The sequence below is a fragment of the Nocardioides sp. OK12 genome (assembly GCF_024341885.1).
Taxonomy (GTDB): Bacteria; Actinomycetota; Actinomycetes; order Propionibacteriales; family Nocardioidaceae; genus Nocardioides; species Nocardioides marinisabuli.
Genome location: NZ_BNET01000001.1, coordinates 194,495 through 210,296, shown reverse-complemented (window position 1 = coordinate 210,296; position 15,802 = coordinate 194,495). Strand labels below are relative to the sequence as shown.

Below are 15,802 nucleotides of genomic sequence, written 5' to 3'. Positions count from 1 at the left end.
CGTTAGGCGCCCGGCGCGCTCCAGCCCAGCAGCGCCGCGACGTCGCCGGGCAGCTCCATCGGGCTGAAGGGCTTGGCCAGCACCCCGGTCACGGCCAGTCCGTCCCACGGCTGGGTGGGGCCGACCCGGCTCTTGGCGGTCAGCAGGATGACGGGGATGTCCCTGGTCACGGGGTCGTCCTGGAGCAGGCGGAAGGTCGTGATGCCGTCCATGTCCGGCATCATCAGGTCGAGCAGGATGGCGTCGGGCCGGGCGCTCGCGGCGAGCTCGAGCGCCTCACGACCGCGCGACGCCTCGAGCACGTCCCACCCGCCGACCTTGCTCAGCGAGATGCAGGTGACCATGCGGACGTCGTCGTCGTCGTCGACCACCAGCACGCTCGGCATCGTTCCCTCTCGACGGTCACGGCCCCGGACGACCGCGAGCGCCCACGATACCCGGGGCGGCACCCCCGCAGGTCATCCCCAGGAGCGCTCAGGAGCCCCTGGGTCCGTGCATCCGGACCACCGAGTAGGTCTGGGTGTCGACCTGCTCGATGGTGCAGTCGGCCCGCGAGTGCAGCAGCGCCCCGATCATCGTCGAGAAGCCCAGGTGCTGCTCGTTGTAGGCGCACACGTCCCACCCGCAGACCCCGCGGTCGTCGCGGACCAGCTCGACGACCTCCTCGATCATCGACTGGAAGACGTGGGTGCGACGGTGCTGCGGGGCGACCAGGGTGAAGCCGAGGTAGTAGACCGCGTCGCGGGCCGTGTGCTCGGGGTAGTGCGCGGCGAAGTAGTCGGGGCTGATCCACGGCACGGTCTCGAGGTCGCGGGTCAGCGTGGTCAGCCCGACCACCTCGCCGTCGAGGTCGCGGGCGACGTACTTCATCACCCGCGGGTCCGACATCTCCTCCACGAACTCCTCGCGGTGCAGCACCTGGCGCGCCACGGCGCGCGTGGCCAGCGGCTCGAAGGTGGCGGCGTACAGCGCGTGGAAGCGCTCGACGACCTCGGGCTCGAGCACCGTCTCGACCTCGATGGTCACGGTCAGCCCCTCGAGGGTCCGCTCAGGCACCGGTGCCCCACCCCTGGACCTCGTAGGCGGCCACGGCCAGGGCACAGACCGGGTCGTCGACGCAGTGGGCGCTGGCCACGACCGTGTGGCTCTCGACGTCGACCCAGCCGCGCGAGGCGCACAGGTCCTCCAGGCTCAGCGCGATCTGGGTGCGCAGGGCCTCCTCGCTGCCGCTGTGGTGCTCCACGAACACCCCGGCACCGCTGGTGGTCTCGCGGGCCCAGCCCAGACCGGCCCACACGACCTCGCCGTGCTGCTCGGCGCCGGCCGAGGCCAGCACGCACCACAGCCGGTCCCCGTGGTCGTGCTTCAACGGCTCGTGCGACTCCACCACCGTGCTGCCCGGCGGCACCACCGAGGACAGCGTGACCAGGTTGAGGTCGGCCACCCCGGCCTCGCGCAGCGCGGCGTCGAAGGCCGAGAGCCGGGTGCGGCCGGTGCCGCTGCCGGTGCGCACCGTGATCCGGGGCGCGGCGGGCGGTGGGGTCGTGTCCAAGGGAGCCTCCGAGGCAGCGGGACGGTGGTGCGGGGCTGTCCCCGCCGGCGAGCGGGCCGATTCTGCCCCGCGGCTCAGACCGGCACCTCGGAGGGTCCACGCACCGGCGCGGCCCGCAGGCTCAGGTGGGCGGTGGTGCCGACGCCGACCTCGCTCTCCAGCCACACCCGGCCGCCGTGGCGCTCCACGATGCCGCGGCAGATCGCCAGGCCCAGGCCCGAGCCGCCCTCCTGGCGCATGTCGGAGGAGTCGACCTGCACGAACCGGTCGAAGATCGCGTCGAGCTGGTCGGCGGGGATGCCACGGCCCTGGTCGCGCACCCGCATCTCCACCTCGCCACCCACCAGCCGCGCGTCGAGCTCGACCACCGCGCCGGGCGCGGAGAACTTCACCGCGTTGCCGATCAGGTTGGTCAGCGACTGCACGATGCGGTCGTGGTCGGCCAGGACCTGGGCCGGGCACCCGGCACCGCGCACGAGGCGCACCTGGCGGCTCTCGGCCAGCCCGGTCATCTCGCGCTCGGCGATGGCCAGCAGGTCGTCGACGTCGTGCGGCGCGACCTCGAGGGCCAGGCTGCCCGACTCGATCCGCTCGAGGTCGAGGATGTCGTTGATCATCCGGGTCAGGCGCTCCGAGCTCATCAGCGCCCGGTCGACCATCGCCGAGGCGGGCTCGGGCAGCTCCCCGAGCACGCCCCCGGCCAGCAGCCCCAGGGAGCCGCGGATCGAGGTCAGTGGGGTGCGCAGCTCGTGGCTGACCACCGAGAGGAACTCGTTCTTGACCCGCTCGACCTCGTGGCGCGAGGTCACGTCACGGAAGACCACGACCCCGCCACGGACCTCGCCGGTGTCGCCGTCGACGAGCGGGCTCGCGGTGATCTCGACCGGGAACGCCTCACCGTCCGCGCGCAGGTAGCGGTCGTCCTCGCTGTGGGTGACCAAGCGCGAGCCGACGGCGTCGGCGATGTAGCAGTGCTCGGCCGGGTAGGCCCTGCCCTGCTCGTCGGGGGCGTGGAAGACGTCGTGGGCCACGCGCCCGGTCAGGTCGGCCACCTCGTAGCCCAGCATCTGGGCGCCGGAGGGGTTGACGAAGGTGACCCGGCCCTCGAGGTCGACGCCGTAGATGCCGTCGGCCACCGAGGAGAGCAGCACCTCGGTCTCGCGCCCCATCTGGCGCAGGTCGGCGGTGCGCTCGCGCACCTGGTCCTCCAGGTTGGCGCGCAGGTGCCGGTTGTCGCGCGCGATCAGTCCCTGGCGCAACCCCGCCCCGCCGATCAGCAGGAACCACAGCACGGCCTCGACGCTGAGCAGGCCGCCGGCGCCCTCGCCGATCACCTCGACCATGGTCGCGACCAGGAGCACGCCGAAGACGACGGCGGTGTCCCAGTCCTCCGCGCCCGCGACCCCGTCCTCGCGGGTCACGTCGCTGACCCGGCTGGGCCACCAGGCCGCCAGGGCGAGCAGGAGGTAGCCGCCCATCCAGCCGAGGTCGAGCACCGTGCCGAAGTCGAAGGTGCCGGCCGCGACCCGCACGGCGTACCCCAGGTCGGTCATCGTGTAGACGATGAAGCCGGCCGCGACCAGGCCGAGGGCGACCCGGTCGGGGCCGCGGGTGCGGCGCAGCAGGATGAGCGCGACGGTCGCCAGCACGACGTCGAGGATCGGGATGACCGTGCCCGCGAGCAGGGAGACGTTCTCGCCCGAGGCGAGCAGCTGGTCGTAGACCAGGCTGGCGGCGATCATCAGCACCGCGGTGCCGAGGATCAGCCCGTCGAGCGCCATCACCGCCAGGTCGACCCGGCTGCGGTTCACCTGGGTGAACCAGGTCAGGCTCACGATCGCCAGCACCAGCGCCAGGGCGATCGCGGTGTCGCCCACCGGCGAGGACACCGCGCTCGAGGAGTCCCCCAGCAGCATCGCCAGCACGTTGCCGGTGAGCGCGGTCAGGCCGGCCAGGGACAGCAGCCGCCAGGCGCGACGCCGCCCGCCGGTCGACCACCGGGCCCGCACAGCGGTGCTCGCGGTGGCCAGCGCGCCCGCCACGACCAGGCCCAGGGCGCTGACACCCCCACGTGCCTCCAGCGAGAGCGACGACGCCAGCAGCGACCAGAAGACGACGAGCACGGCGGCGGCGACGACGGTGGCGACGACCAGGAGGACCCGCTGCCGCCTGGCATCGGGGGGGCCGGACGTCATGCGCGGAGACTACGTCGCGGGGGCGTGCTCACACCCGTCGGGCCCACTCGTCGACGAGGCCGACGAGGTCGGCCACCGACTCGCGCACCACGGTGGGGCGGTAGGGGAAGGTGCCGACCTGGTCGGGGCGGGTCGAGCCGCTGGTGACCAGCACCGTGCGCAGCCCCGCCTCGAGCCCGGCGATGATGTCGGTGTCCATCCGGTCGCCCACCATCACGGTGGTCTCGGAGTGGGCGTCGATGCGGTTCAGGGCGCTGCGCATCATCAGCGCGTTGGGCTTGCCGACGTAGTAGGGCGCCCGCCCGGTCGCGGTGGTGATCAGCGAGGCGACCGCGCCGGTGGCGGGCAGCTTGCCGTCCTGGCTGGGCCCGCTGGGGTCGGGGTTGGTCGCGATGAACCGGGCGCCGTCGTCGATGAGGCGGATCGCGCGGGTGATCGCCTCGAAGGAGTAGGTGCGGGTCTCGCCGAGCACGACGTAGTCGGGGTCGCGGTCGGTCATCACGTAGCCCGCGTCGTGCAGGGCCGTGGTCAGCCCGGTCTCCCCCACGACGTACGCCGACCCGCCGGGGCGCTGGTCGTGCAGGAACTGCGCGGTGGCCAGGGCGGAGGTCCAGATCGCCGACTCGGGCACGTCGATGCCGCTGCCGAGCAGGCGGGCGCGCAGGTCGCGCGGGGTGAAGATCGAGTTGTTGGTCAGCACCATGAAGCCGAGCCCGGAGCGCTGGAGGGCCTCGATGAACTCCTGGGCGCCGGGGATCGGCACCTCCTCGTGCACCAGCACGCCGTCCATGTCGGTCAGCCAGGTCAGCACCTCACGGCGCGGGGCATCCTGGTCGGGCTGGTCGTGCTGGGCGGGGTCCTGCGGGGGCGCGGCCACCGGCTCAGGCGTCGGCCGAGGAGGGGGCCGAGCTGGTCGAGGGGGCCGCGGCGCCCTCGAGACGGAAGCCGACCCCGCGCACGGCGACGATCTTGTCGGTGACCCCGACGCTCTCGAGCTTCTGGCGCAGGCGACCGATGGTGACGTCGAGGGTCTTGGTCGAGCCGTACCAGTTCTCGTCCCACACGTCGGCCATCAGCCGGCCGCGGGCCACGACCTTGTCGCGCTGGGAGGCCAGGATGTTGAGCACCTCGAACTCCTTGCCCGTCAGCGGGACCTCCTGCTCGCCGCAGTAGACGCGGCGGGCCGCGACGTCGACGCGCAGCCCGTGGGGGTCGGGATCGCCCGAGGCGGAGAAGCCGCTGGCGGTGCGGCGCAGCAGCGCCCGCACCCGGGCCTGCAGCTCGGCCAGGCCGAAGGGCTTGGCCAGGTAGTCGTCGGCGCCGTAGTCGAGGCCCACGACCCGGTCGAGCTCACCGGCGCGGGCGGTCACGATCATGATCGCACCCTCGTAGCCGGCCTCCCGGGCGCGCCGGCAGACCTCGAGGCCGTCCATGTCGGGCAGGCCCAGGTCGAGGATGACCACGTCCGCGGGGATGCCGCTCAGGTCGTCGAGGGCGCGCTGACCGCTGTCGACCCAGGACACCTCGTAGCCCTCACGTTCGAGGGTGCGGACGAGGGGGAAGGCGATGTCTTCCTCGTCCTCGACCACCAGGACACGCTGAGCCATGGTCCGAAGCATAGGGCCCCGGGCATCGGGGCGAGGCGCCAACACGGCAGTTCGACGACGCGACACCCCGGACCCCTCCCCGTCAGGGAGTGCTCTCCCACGCATACGTGGCTGTGGCGGCCTGCCCGCCCGCGGAGAAGGGCGGCGCGGTCTCAGGGAGCGAGACGGTGAAGCGGAAGGTGCTCTCCCCGCGCGCCGGCACCCAGCCCATGTCCTGGCGCACGTCGGCCATCGCACCGAAGGGGCCCTCGTAGACCACCCGCTCGTCGTGCTCGATGCGCAGCACCAGCGCGCCACCGGCGGCCGTGGTGGGTGCGGCGTTCTCGACCAGCGCCAGGCGCACCTCGCTGCTCTCGGGGTTGCGGATCGTCACGGTGCGGCTGGCGCTGGCCCCCGCCTCGAGGCTGGTCACGCTCAGCGTGGTGCCCTGCTCGCCGGCGGAGAGCGACATGCCGGCGCCCGCGTCGGTCTCGCTGCCGCGCAGCGGGATGCCGCTGAGCCACACGGTGCCCGCGAGCACGAGCAGCACGACCAGGAACACGCCACCCGTGCGCAGCTGCGAGCTGCTCAGGCTCGGCAGCTGCGGCTGTCCGTGCCGCTGGAGCTGGATCGAGGTCATGGCGGGTCCTCCCCTGGTCGCGCACCGGTCGAGCGCCCGGTCCCTGTGACCGTAGGACCCGGCGCGCACGCCGCGGCCACGCCTCGACCACGACCGGTCCACGGTTCGGTAACACCGCTCGGCAGCACCCTCAGCGCGGCTCCGCGAACAGGTCGCCCCGCTCCTCCACGCGCTCCAGGACCTCCTCGAGGCGCAGCTGCTCCAGGCCCAGGGGGTCCTCGGCGCCGGCCTCGACCTCGTCCCACGAGACCGGCGCGGCGACGTACGGCCGGTCGCGCCCGCGCAGCGAGTAGGGCGTGATGGTGGTCTTCGAGCCGGCGTTCTGCGACCAGTCGAGGAAGACCTTGCCGCCGCGGCGCGCCTTGGTCATGGTCGCGGTGACCCGCCGGGGGTGGGCAGCGGATAGCTCCTCGGCGACCTCCTTGGCCAGCTCGGTCGACTCCGCGGGCGGCAGGCGCCGCGGCAGCGTCGCGTAGAGGTGCAGCCCCTTGCTGCCGCTGGTGACCGGTCGCGCCTCCAGGCCGCGCTCGGCCAGGCGGTCGCGCACCAGCAGCGCCACCTGGCAGCACTCGTGCAGCCCCGCCGGGTCACCCGGGTCGAGGTCGATGACGATCCGGTCGGCGTTGCGCGGCCGGCCGTTGCGCCCCACCCGCCACTGGTGCACGTGCAGCTCGAGGGCGGCCAGGTTGGCCAGCCAGGTCAGCGTCGCCAGGTCGTCGACCACCGGGAAGACCAGGCGGTCGCCGTGGCGCGACTCCCCGCGGCTGCCGGTCGTGGGCACCGACACGGTGCGCACCCACGACGGCGTGCCCGAGGGGGCGTTCTTCTCGAAGAAGCTGCTGCCGCCGGTGCCGTGCGGCCAGCGGATCCGGGTCACCGCGCGGTCGGCCAGGTGCGGCAGCAGGGTGGGCGCGATCCGGGCGTAGTACTGCAGCACCTCGCCCTTGGTCGTCCCCGTCGCGGGGTACATCACCTTGTCGAGGTTGCTGATGCGCAGCGTGCGGCCCTCGACGTCGACCAGCACCTCCTCGCCCGCCATCAGTCCCCGCCTCTCACGACTGGTCTCACGACTGGTCTCACGACTGGCCTCACGACTGGTCCGGCAGGTCGGCGGGGGCCAGGTCCTCGCGCAGGCCGCGGTAGGACGGCTGGCGCAGGCGGGCGTGGCCGGTGCCGTGGGTGTCGACGTCGACGACCAGCACCGGCTCGACCCAGTGCGTGCCGCGGGCGTCGAGCCGGGGCACCTCGTCGGCGAAGGGGCTGCGGTCGCGCGCGAGGTCGGCGACCAGCGCGGTGAGCTGGCGCGAGACCCGCGCCCCGATGCCGCTGCCGACCCGACCGCGGTAGGCCAGCCCGTCGGGGGTCGGCTCCCCCACCAGCAGCGCGGCCAACCGGTCGCTGCTGCCCTCCTGGGGCCGCCAGCCCCCGACGACGTAGGAGCGGCGGTGGCGGTGGGCGAGCTTGAGCCAGTGCGGGCTGCGCCGCTCGAAGGTGTAGCGCGAGTCGAGGCGCTTGCTGACCACGCCCTCGAGCCCCTGCTCGAGGGTCGCGGCGTGCAGCATCGCCCCGTCGTCGTACGCCGCCGGCACCTGCCAGCGGCCCAGGTCGAGGTCGGCGAGGCGGGCGCGCCGCTCGTGCAGCGGCAGGTCGCTCAGGTCGGTGCCGTCGAGGCGCAGCAGGTCGAAGACCATGAAGGTCGCCGGCAGGGCGCCGGCGAGCCGCTCGGCGGTGCTCGCCCGGCTCACGTGCAGGCGCTCCTGGAGCACCCGGAAGTCGGGCACCCCGGCGTCGTTGAGCACGATCACCTCGCCGTCGACGAGCAGGTCGCGCGCGCCCACGGCGTTCTCGACCACGTCGGGCCAGGCCACGCCGACCTCGTTGACGTTGCGGCTCCACAGCCTCGTCGAGCCCCCACCGGCGGGCGTGAGGTCGGCGAGGATGCGCACACCGTCCCACTTCACCTCGTGGGACCACTCGGCGCCCGTGGGCAGGCTGCTCGTCTTGGTCGCGAGCATCGGGCGCAGCGGTGGCACCCGGCCATCCTGCCCGAGCGGGCGCGCACGCGCCCCCACCCGGGCGATGACGAACCGGCGTCCCACCCGTCACACTGGTGGTGTCCGCGAAACGAGAGGCTTCCCCATGCGCGCGATCTGGAAGGGTGCGGTGTCCTTCGGGCTCGTCAGCGTGCCCGTCAAGCTCTACTCCGCGACCGAGTCGCACGACGTGTCGTTCCGCCAGGTGCACGCCAAGGACGGCGGGCGCATCCGCTACCAGCGGGTCTGCTCGATCGACGGCGAGGAGGTGCCCTACGCCGACATCGCGAAGGGCTACGAGACCGAGGACGGCGAGATGGTGATCCTCACCGACGACGACATGGCCGAGCTGCCGTCGACGTCGTCGCGCGAGATCGCGGTCGAGAAGTTCGTGCCCTCCGACCAGATCGACCCGATGCTCTTCGAGAAGAGCTACTACCTCGAGCCCGAGAAGTCCGGCGCGAAGCCGTACGCCCTGCTGCGCCAGGCGCTGCTCGAGGCCGACCGGATGGCCGTGGTGACCGTCGCGCTGCGCCAGCGCACCACCATCGCGGTGCTGCGGGTGCGCGACGACGTGATCGTGCTGCAGACGATGATGTGGCCCGACGAGATCCGCACCCCCGACTTCTCGGTCGAGGCCGGCGAGGTCAAGGAGGCCGAGACCAAGATGGCCACGATGCTCGTCGAGACCCTCGCCGGCGACTTCGACGCCTCCGAGTTCGAGGACGACTACGCCGCGGCCGTCGAGATGATGGTCAAGACCAAGATCGAGGGCGGCGAGATGAAGCGCACCCCCACCTCGACCAAGTCCTCCGGCGAGGTCGTCGACCTCCTCGCCGCCCTCCAGCGCTCCGTCGACGCCGCGAAGTCGGGACGCCGCGAGAGCGACGAGTCCGACGAGGACTCCCAGGACTCCGAGGGCTCCGAGGCCGGCGAGAAGCCCGCGAGGAGCGCCACCAAGAAGACGCCGGCCAAGAAGACGGCCGCGAAGAAGTCGACGGCCAAGAAGAGCACCAGCAAGTCGAGCGCGGCCAGGAAGACCAGCGCGAAGAAGAGCACCAGCAAGAAGACGACGACGAAGAAGGCGGCGGCCAAGAAGGCGAGCTGAGGCGAGGCCGGCGGGAGTTTCATCGGGTACCCGATGGAACTCGCGCTACCCGGCTGAACCTTCGGTCAGGTGGCGCCAGCTTCATCGGGTACCCGATGAACCTTCGCGGCCTCCCCCTCCCCCGGGCGGGCCGCGGCGGAGTCGGGGAACATCCGGTCGGCTCGGGCGAAGAGCACGTCGGTGAGCCGGGGCGCGAGCAGGTTGAGCACCTCGCCGAGGTTGCCGGCGAGGGTGCTGACCAGCACCGGCCGCTCCTCCAGGGCGCGTACGACGCGCGCGGCGGCCTGCTCGGGGCTCGCGCCGCGCCCGGCGTAGGCCTCGGTGGGCGCGGTCATCGCGGTCTCGACCAGCCCGAAGCGCATCGAGGTGAAGGTGACACCGTCGCCCCAGGTCTCGCGGCCCGCGACCCGGCTCCAGGCGTCGAGGGCGGTCTTGGAGGCGATGTAGGCCGAGAACTTCGGGGCCTTGAGCTGCACGCCCCAGGTGACGATGTTGACCACGTGGCCCGAGCCGCGCTCGCGCATCGAGGGCAGCAGCCCCATGGTCAGGCGCACCGGGGCCAGGAAGTTGATCGCCATCGTGCGCTCGACGTCGTGGAACCGGTCGCCGCTCAGCGCCAGCGACCGCCGGATCGAGCGCCCGGCGTTGTTGACCAGGTGGTCGACGTGGCCGTGCTCGGCGAGCAGCCGCGCGACCAGCGCGTCGACGGCCGCACCGTCGGTCAGGTCGCAGGGGTACGTCGTCGCCGTGCCGCCCCGCTCGCGCACCCGGCCGGCCACCCGCTCGAGCTCGTCGGCGCGCCGCGCCACCAGCAGCACGTGGGCGCCGGCGGCAGCGGCGGCGTACGCCGTGGCCTCGCCGATGCCCGAGGAGGCCCCGGTGATGACCACGTGGGTGCCGCGCAGCGGGCTGGGCCGCCCGGTGAGCGGACGGGTGAGCCGGTCGAGGCGGGCCAGCGGGGTGCTGAGCAGGTTCATGCGCGTTCCCATCGGAAGAGGCGGGCCGCCAGGAGCGTGACGACCAGGGCGAAGAGTGCCAGCACGCCGATCGGTGCGAACGCAGCCGTTGCTCCCTCGCCGCGCACCATCACGTCGAGCATGCCCTCGTTGAGGTAGCGCAGGGGAAGCGCCAGCGACACGGTCTGCAGCCACTGCGGCGCCGCGTCGAGCGGGAAGAACGAGCCGCTGAGGAAGGCCATCGGCAGCACCACGAAGTTGGCCGCGTTGACCGCGCCCTCGGCGCTGCGGGTGACCGCCCCCGCCAACAGCCCCAGCGCCATGAAGCTCAACGTGCCGGTGACCAGCAGCGGCACCGCCATCCACCACGACCCGGTCAGGCTGAGCCCGAAGAGGGCGGTGCCGAGACCGAGGAAGATCGCCATCTGCACCAGCGCGATCACCAGGGTCACGCTGACCCGCGCGGCGACCACGGTGCGGGTCGCGACCGGGGCCAGCTGCAGGCGGCGCAGCAGCTTCGACTGCCGCCAGCCCTGCAGCGTCGCGGCGGCGCCGAACGCCGCGCTCATCGCCACCGCCCAGCCGAGCAGGCCGGGGGTGACGAACTGGATGGCGCTCAGCGACTCGTCCTCCACCTGCTCGACGGCGAGCCCGTACGCCGGCGCGCGGCCGGCGTCCTGCGCGAGCAGCGCGACGTTGGTGCCGTCGACGAAGGCCTGCAGCGAGCCGCGCGTGACGGCGGCCGCGACCTGGTCGGTGAGCGTGATGTGTGCGACCAGGGTGTCGTCGCGCATCTCGACCGCCACGTCGGCGTCGCCGCTGCGCACCAGCTCGACGGCCGTGTCGAGGTCGTCGGTACGGGTCACGGTGAAGGTGTCGTCGAAGGCCTCCCGCGCCCCGTCCGGCAGCTCCTGGAGGACCGGCACCTCGCCGACCTGCACCATGTCGAGCTCGGAGCGGGACTGGTCGGCGAAGACGCCGCCGAAGAGGACCAGGAACATCAGCGGGAAGACGAGCGAGAAGAACACCGACGCCTTGTCGCGCGTGAAGCCGCGCACGATGGCCAGGGAGAGCGCCCAGAACTGCCTCACGCGCGGTACTCCCGTCCGGTGAGGGTCAGGAAGACGTCCTCCAGGGTGCCGGTGTGCACCTGCACCCCGTCGAGCAGGTCGAGCTCGGCGAGCCTGCCGACGACCCGCGCGGGCTCCCGGGTGACCAGCACCGTGCCCTCGGCGCCCGCCCGGGCGTCCTCGACCCCGCCCAGCGAGCGGCCCGCGGCCCGGTCGAGCAGCCCCGGGGCCACGGTGATCCGGGTGGGTGCGTCGAGGCCACGCACCAGCGCGGCCGGGCTGTCCATGTCGAGGATCCGACCGTGGTCCATGATCGCCACCCGGTCGCACAGGGTCTCGGCCTCGTCCATGTGGTGGGTGGTGAGCACGACGGTGCGGCCCGCCTCGTTCAGCCCCGACAGCAGGTCCCACAGGTTGCGCCGCGCCTGCGGGTCGAGGGACGCGGTCGGCTCGTCGAGGAAGAGCACCTCGGGGTCGTGCACCAGCGCGCAGGCGATGGAGAGCCGTTGGGCCTGGCCACCGGACAGGTCCTCGACCCGGGTCCCGGCCTTCTCCGCCAGACCCACCCGCTCGAGCCAGTCGTCGGCCTCGCGGGCGGGGCGGGAGTAGAGCGCGGCGAAGGTCCGGATCTGCTCGCGGGCGGTGAGCCGCTCGAAGAACGACGACGCCTGCAGCTGCACCCCGATGCGCGGCAGCAGCGCCGCGTTGCGCGGCCACACGGGCTCACCCAGCACGGTGGCGCTGCCCGACGTGGGGCGCCGCAGCCCCTCGACCATCTCCAGCAGCGTGGTCTTCCCGGCCCCGTTGGGCCCCAGGACGCCGACGAACTCGCCCTCGGCGACCTGCACCGAGACGGCGTCCACCGCCCGCAGCGTGCCGTAGGTCATCGTCAGGTCGACCGTCTCGATCGCTCCCATGTCCCGGACCCTAGTACGCCGCCGGCGGGCCCACCCGTCTAGGCCAGCGAGGCCTGCCAGGCCTCGTGCAGCGCCGAGAACCGGCCGTCGCCGGCGGCCACGAGCTCCGCCGGGCTGCCGTCCTCGACGACCCGACCGTGCTCCATCACCAGCACCCGGTCGGCGATCTGCACCGTCGAGAGCCGGTGGGCGATGATCACCGCGGTGCGCCCGGCCAGCACGGTGCGCAGCGCCTGCTGCACCAACCGCTCCGAGGGCACGTCGAGCGACGACGTCGCCTCGTCGAGGATCAGCACCGCGGGGTCTGCCAGGAAGGCCCGGGCGAAGGCGACCAGCTGGCGCTGGCCGGCCGAGAGGCGGCCGCCCTGGTTGGCGACGTCGGTCTCGTAGCCCTGCGGCATGGCCGCGATGAAGTCGTGGGCGCCCAGCGCCGTGGTGGCGGCCACGACCTCCTCCATCGTCGCGTCGGGCCGGCCGAAGCGGATGTTGTCGGCGATCGTGCCCGAGAACAGGTAGTTCTCCTGGGTCACCATCACCACGTGGTCGCGCAGGGTGTCGCTGGCCAGGTCGCGCACGTCGATGCCGTCGAGCAGCACCCGCCCGCCGGTCGGGTCGTAGAAGCGGGTGGCCAGCTTGGCCAGGGTGGTCTTGCCGGCGCCGGTGGTGCCCACCAGCGCCACGGTCTGGCCGGCGGGCACGACCAGGTCGAGGCCCGGCAGCACCGGACGCCCCTCGACGTACTCGAAGCGCACCGAGTCGAAGCGCAGCTCCCCCGACGCCTGTGCCAACGGGCGCGGCGAGGTGGGCTCGGGGACGTCCGGCTCCTGCTCGAGCACGCCCGCGAGCTTCTCCAGCGCCGCCGAGGCGGACTGGAAGGTGTTGTAGAACTGGCTGATCTCCATCATCGGCTCGAAGAACTGGCGCAGGTAGAGCAGGAACGCGGCCAGCACCCCGACGGTGACGTCGCCCTGGTAGGCCAGGTAGCCGCCGTAGAGCAGCACCACCGCGATGGTGATGTTGCCGATCAGGCGGATGCCGGGCATGAACCAGGCGACCAGGCGGAAGGCGACCAGGTTGGCGCGGCGGTACTGGTCGTTGACGTCGTCGAAGATCTCCTGGTTGCGCTCCTCGCGGCGGAAGGCCTGGACCGCGCGGACCCCGCCCATGGACTCCACGAAGTGCACGATGACCAGCGCGACCTTCTCCCGGGTGACCCGGTAGGAGCTGGCCGAGGCCTTGCGGAACCAGTTGGTCAGCAGCGCCAGGAACGGCCCGCACAGCAGCGCGACCAGACCCAGCCGGACGTCGAGGAAGAGCAGGATGCCGGCGGTGCCGACCAGGGTGATGGCCGCGGTGACCAGGCCGTCGAAGCCGGTCTCGAGCATCTCGTGGATCGCGTCGACGTCGGAGGTCTGGCGCGAGATCACCCGTCCCGAGGTGTAGGTGTCGTGGAAGGCGGGGCTGAGGGCCTGGAAGTGCCCGAAGACCCGTCGGCGCAGCGCCAGCAGCACGTCCTGGCCGATCTGGCCCTGGCGCACGAGGAACCGGTTGCGGGCCACGGCCTGGGTCAGCGTGGCCACCAGCACCACGGCCACCACGGTCAGCAGCGTGGAGAGGTCGTCGCGCTCGCGGATCGGCGGGATGCCCGAGTCGATGCCGACCTTGACCAGGTAGGGGATCGCCAGCCGGGCGGCGTTCTCGACCAGCACGATCAGGACCAGGACCTGCAGGGCCCGCTTGTAGGGGCGCAGCAGGTCGCGCAGCAGCCGCTTGGCGCCGCCCCCGAGGGAGCCGGCCGTCAGCCGCTCGGCCGCCTCGTCCTGGTCGACCTCGGCCTCGCCGCGCCAGGTCTGTGCGGTGCTCATGCCGACACCTCCTCAGCCTGCTCGTCGTCGAGGTCGTCGTCGCCCGCGAGCAGGTCGCGGTACGCCGGCACGGTCGCCAGCAGCTCGCGGTGCGGCCCGACGTGGGTGATGGTGCCGTCCTGCAGGAGCGCGACCCGGTCGGCCAGCTGCACCGTGGAGGCCCGGTGCGCCACCACGATCGCCGTCGTCGAGGACAGCACCCGGCCCAGGGCCTCCTCGACGAGCGCCTCGGTGTGCACGTCGAGCGCGGACAGGGTGTCGTCGAGCACCAGGACGCGGGGTCGCGCCAGCACCGCACGGGCCAGCGCGAGCCGCTGGCGCTGCCCGCCCGAGAGCGCCATCCCCTGCTCGCCGATGCGGGTGTCGAGGCCCCACGGCAGGTCGTGCACGAACTGCGCCTGGCTGACCTCGAGGGCCTGCTCGATCTCGATCTCGGTCGCGTCAGCGCGGCCCAGGGTGAGGTTCTCGCGCGCGCTCATCGAGAACAGCGTGGGGTCCTCGAAGGCGGTGGCGACCAGGGTGCGCAGGTGGTCGGTGCGCAGCTCGCGCACGTCGACGCCGTCGATGAGCACCCGGCCACCGGTGACGTCCCACAGCCGCGGGACGAGCGCGGTCAGGATGGTCTTGCCCGAGCCGGTGGCGCCGACCAGGGCGACCGTCTCGCCGGGGCGCACGTCGAGGTCGACGCCGCGCAGCACCGGCTCGTCGGGGGCGTCGGGGAACGCGAAGTCGACCTGCTCGAGGCGCAGGTGGCCGCGCGGGTCGTCGACGACCCGGTCGCCGCCGACGATGGAGGGCTCGGTGTCGTAGATCTCCAGGATGCGCGCCGAGGCCGTCATCGCCTCCTGGGCCATCGCCAGGATCACGCCGAGCGAGGAGACCGGCCACACCAGGCTCAGCAGCAGGGTGATGAAGGCGACCAGCTCGCCGAGGGTCAGCTGGCCGCGCCCGACCCCGAGGGCGCCGAGCAGCAGCACCACGACCACCGCGACGTTGGGGATCACCTCGAGGAAGGTCCAGAACTTCGCCGAGAGCCTCGCCTTCTCGACGCTGGTGGCGTGCAGGCGTCGGGCGGCGACGTCGTACTGCTCGCCGATGTGGGCGCTGCGCCCGAAGGACTTCACCACCCGGATGCCGACCGCGCCCTCCTCGGCCAGGGTCGCGAGGTCGCCCTGCTCGTCCTGGACCCGGCGCGAGATGACGACGTAGCGCTTCTCGAAGCGCATCGAGAGCCACACGATCGGCACCGCGGCCGCGGCCACGACGAGACCCAGCGGCCAGTACATGTGCAGCAGGACCGCGGTGGTCGCCACCAGCTGCACGACGTTGATCAGCAGGAACAGCAGGCCGAACCCGGAGAACCGGCGGATCGCGGCCAGGTCGGTGGTGGCCCGCGACAGCAGCTGGCCCGAGCCCCACCGGGTGTGGAAGGCCATCGGCAGCCGCTGCAGGTGGGCGTAGAGGTCGCGGCGCATCGTGGTCTCGAGGCCCAGGACCGCGTTGGACTGCACCCAGCGCCGCCACCACACCAGCACCGCCTCGAGCACGCCGAGCAGCAGCGCCAGCCCGGCCAGCGGCAGCAGGGCCCCGAGGTCGCGGTCGGTCACCGGCCCGTCGATGATCGCCCGGGTCACCAGCGGGATCCCGATCGCCAGGGCGACCCCGCCCAGCGAGGCGACGAGCATGATGGCCAGCGCCCCGACGTGGGGGCGCAGGTAGCCGCGCAGGCGCCACAGCGAGTGGACGCCCGCGGGCGGCGGGCTGTCCGGGTCGGGACCGAGCGCGTCGGTGCCACCACGAGATCCGAGAGTCGTTGACATCGACACCGATCCTAGGCGCGGCCACCGACACCCCACGACCCGGTTTCCTCACCCCCGACC

Annotated in this window: 15 protein-coding genes; 1 reads left to right on the top strand and 14 read right to left on the bottom strand. The window is 72.9% G+C overall.

The annotated features are described in order from the left end of the window. Nucleotides 1-2 precede the first annotated feature (2 nt). From OCU29_RS01040 to ligD (OCU29_RS01000), 9 genes are all read right to left on the bottom strand, one after another. Nucleotides 3-386 carry a response regulator gene (locus OCU29_RS01040; protein ID WP_179615687.1) on the bottom strand — a complete coding sequence of 128 codons (384 nt, stop codon included), beginning with the start codon at nucleotides 384-386 and terminating at the stop codon, nucleotides 3-5. Between the two features lie 88 nt (nucleotides 387-474). Beyond that, entirely contained in the window at nucleotides 475-1,056 is a 582-nt protein-coding gene (locus OCU29_RS01035) for a hypothetical protein (RefSeq protein ID WP_261818472.1), read from the bottom strand. Beyond that, a complete protein-coding gene (locus OCU29_RS01030) occupies nucleotides 1,049-1,552 on the bottom strand; it encodes a pyruvoyl-dependent arginine decarboxylase (protein WP_261818471.1) in 504 nt (167 codons plus the stop codon). The genes OCU29_RS01035 and OCU29_RS01030 overlap by 8 nt, the downstream gene beginning before the upstream one ends. 74 nt (nucleotides 1,553-1,626) lie before the next feature. Further along, the gene (locus tag OCU29_RS01025) at nucleotides 1,627-3,747 is read right to left on the bottom strand and encodes a cell wall metabolism sensor histidine kinase WalK (protein ID WP_261818470.1); all 2,121 of its coding nucleotides are present in this window, start codon (nucleotides 3,745-3,747) and stop codon (nucleotides 1,627-1,629) included. Between the two features lie 28 nt (nucleotides 3,748-3,775). Next, a complete protein-coding gene (locus tag OCU29_RS01020; RefSeq protein ID WP_179617377.1) occupies nucleotides 3,776-4,537 on the bottom strand; it encodes an HAD-IIA family hydrolase in 762 nt (253 codons plus the stop codon). A 91-nt stretch (nucleotides 4,538-4,628) separates the two neighbouring features. Next, complete coding sequence (locus OCU29_RS01015) at nucleotides 4,629-5,354, bottom strand: response regulator transcription factor (RefSeq protein ID WP_246305143.1); 726 nt, start codon at nucleotides 5,352-5,354, stop codon at nucleotides 4,629-4,631. An 82-nt stretch (nucleotides 5,355-5,436) separates the two neighbouring features. Next, nucleotides 5,437-5,973, bottom strand: coding sequence for a hypothetical protein (locus OCU29_RS01010; protein ID WP_179615682.1), 537 nt, complete (start codon nucleotides 5,971-5,973; stop codon nucleotides 5,437-5,439). A 130-nt stretch (nucleotides 5,974-6,103) separates the two neighbouring features. After that, nucleotides 6,104-7,012: a non-homologous end-joining DNA ligase gene (gene ligD, locus OCU29_RS01005; RefSeq protein ID WP_261818469.1), complete on the bottom strand. Its 909-nt coding sequence runs from the start codon at nucleotides 7,010-7,012 to the stop codon at nucleotides 6,104-6,106. 49 nt (nucleotides 7,013-7,061) lie between these two features. Continuing rightward, nucleotides 7,062-8,006: a non-homologous end-joining DNA ligase gene (ligD, locus tag OCU29_RS01000; protein ID WP_261818468.1), complete on the bottom strand. Its 945-nt coding sequence runs from the start codon at nucleotides 8,004-8,006 to the stop codon at nucleotides 7,062-7,064. Nucleotides 8,007-8,112: 106 nt separating this feature from the next. On the opposite strand from ligD (OCU29_RS01000), the gene OCU29_RS00995 reads away from it, so the two are divergent. Next, the gene (locus tag OCU29_RS00995) at nucleotides 8,113-9,114 is read left to right on the top strand and encodes a Ku protein (protein ID WP_261818467.1); all 1,002 of its coding nucleotides are present in this window, start codon (nucleotides 8,113-8,115) and stop codon (nucleotides 9,112-9,114) included. A 65-nt stretch (nucleotides 9,115-9,179) separates the two neighbouring features. On the opposite strand, the gene OCU29_RS00990 is transcribed toward OCU29_RS00995, so the two are convergent. Genes OCU29_RS00990 through OCU29_RS00970 form a run of 5 tightly spaced genes read right to left on the bottom strand, consistent with a single transcriptional unit; the run spans nucleotide 9,180 to nucleotide 15,742 of the window. After that, the gene (locus OCU29_RS00990) at nucleotides 9,180-10,091 is read right to left on the bottom strand and encodes an SDR family NAD(P)-dependent oxidoreductase (protein ID WP_261818466.1); all 912 of its coding nucleotides are present in this window, start codon (nucleotides 10,089-10,091) and stop codon (nucleotides 9,180-9,182) included. Beyond that, nucleotides 10,088-11,161: an ABC transporter permease gene (locus tag OCU29_RS00985; protein WP_261818465.1), complete on the bottom strand. Its 1,074-nt coding sequence runs from the start codon at nucleotides 11,159-11,161 to the stop codon at nucleotides 10,088-10,090. The genes OCU29_RS00990 and OCU29_RS00985 overlap by 4 nt, the downstream gene beginning before the upstream one ends. Next, complete coding sequence (locus OCU29_RS00980; RefSeq protein ID WP_261818464.1) at nucleotides 11,158-12,057, bottom strand: ABC transporter ATP-binding protein; 900 nt, start codon at nucleotides 12,055-12,057, stop codon at nucleotides 11,158-11,160. The genes OCU29_RS00985 and OCU29_RS00980 overlap by 4 nt, the downstream gene beginning before the upstream one ends. A 38-nt stretch (nucleotides 12,058-12,095) precedes the next feature. Next, the gene (locus OCU29_RS00975) at nucleotides 12,096-13,922 is read right to left on the bottom strand and encodes an ABC transporter ATP-binding protein (RefSeq protein WP_261818463.1); all 1,827 of its coding nucleotides are present in this window, start codon (nucleotides 13,920-13,922) and stop codon (nucleotides 12,096-12,098) included. Next, nucleotides 13,919-15,742, bottom strand: coding sequence for an ABC transporter ATP-binding protein (locus OCU29_RS00970; protein WP_261818462.1), 1,824 nt, complete (start codon nucleotides 15,740-15,742; stop codon nucleotides 13,919-13,921). Before OCU29_RS00970 ends, OCU29_RS00975 begins: the two co-directional genes overlap by 4 nt. Nucleotides 15,743-15,802 lie beyond the last annotated feature (60 nt).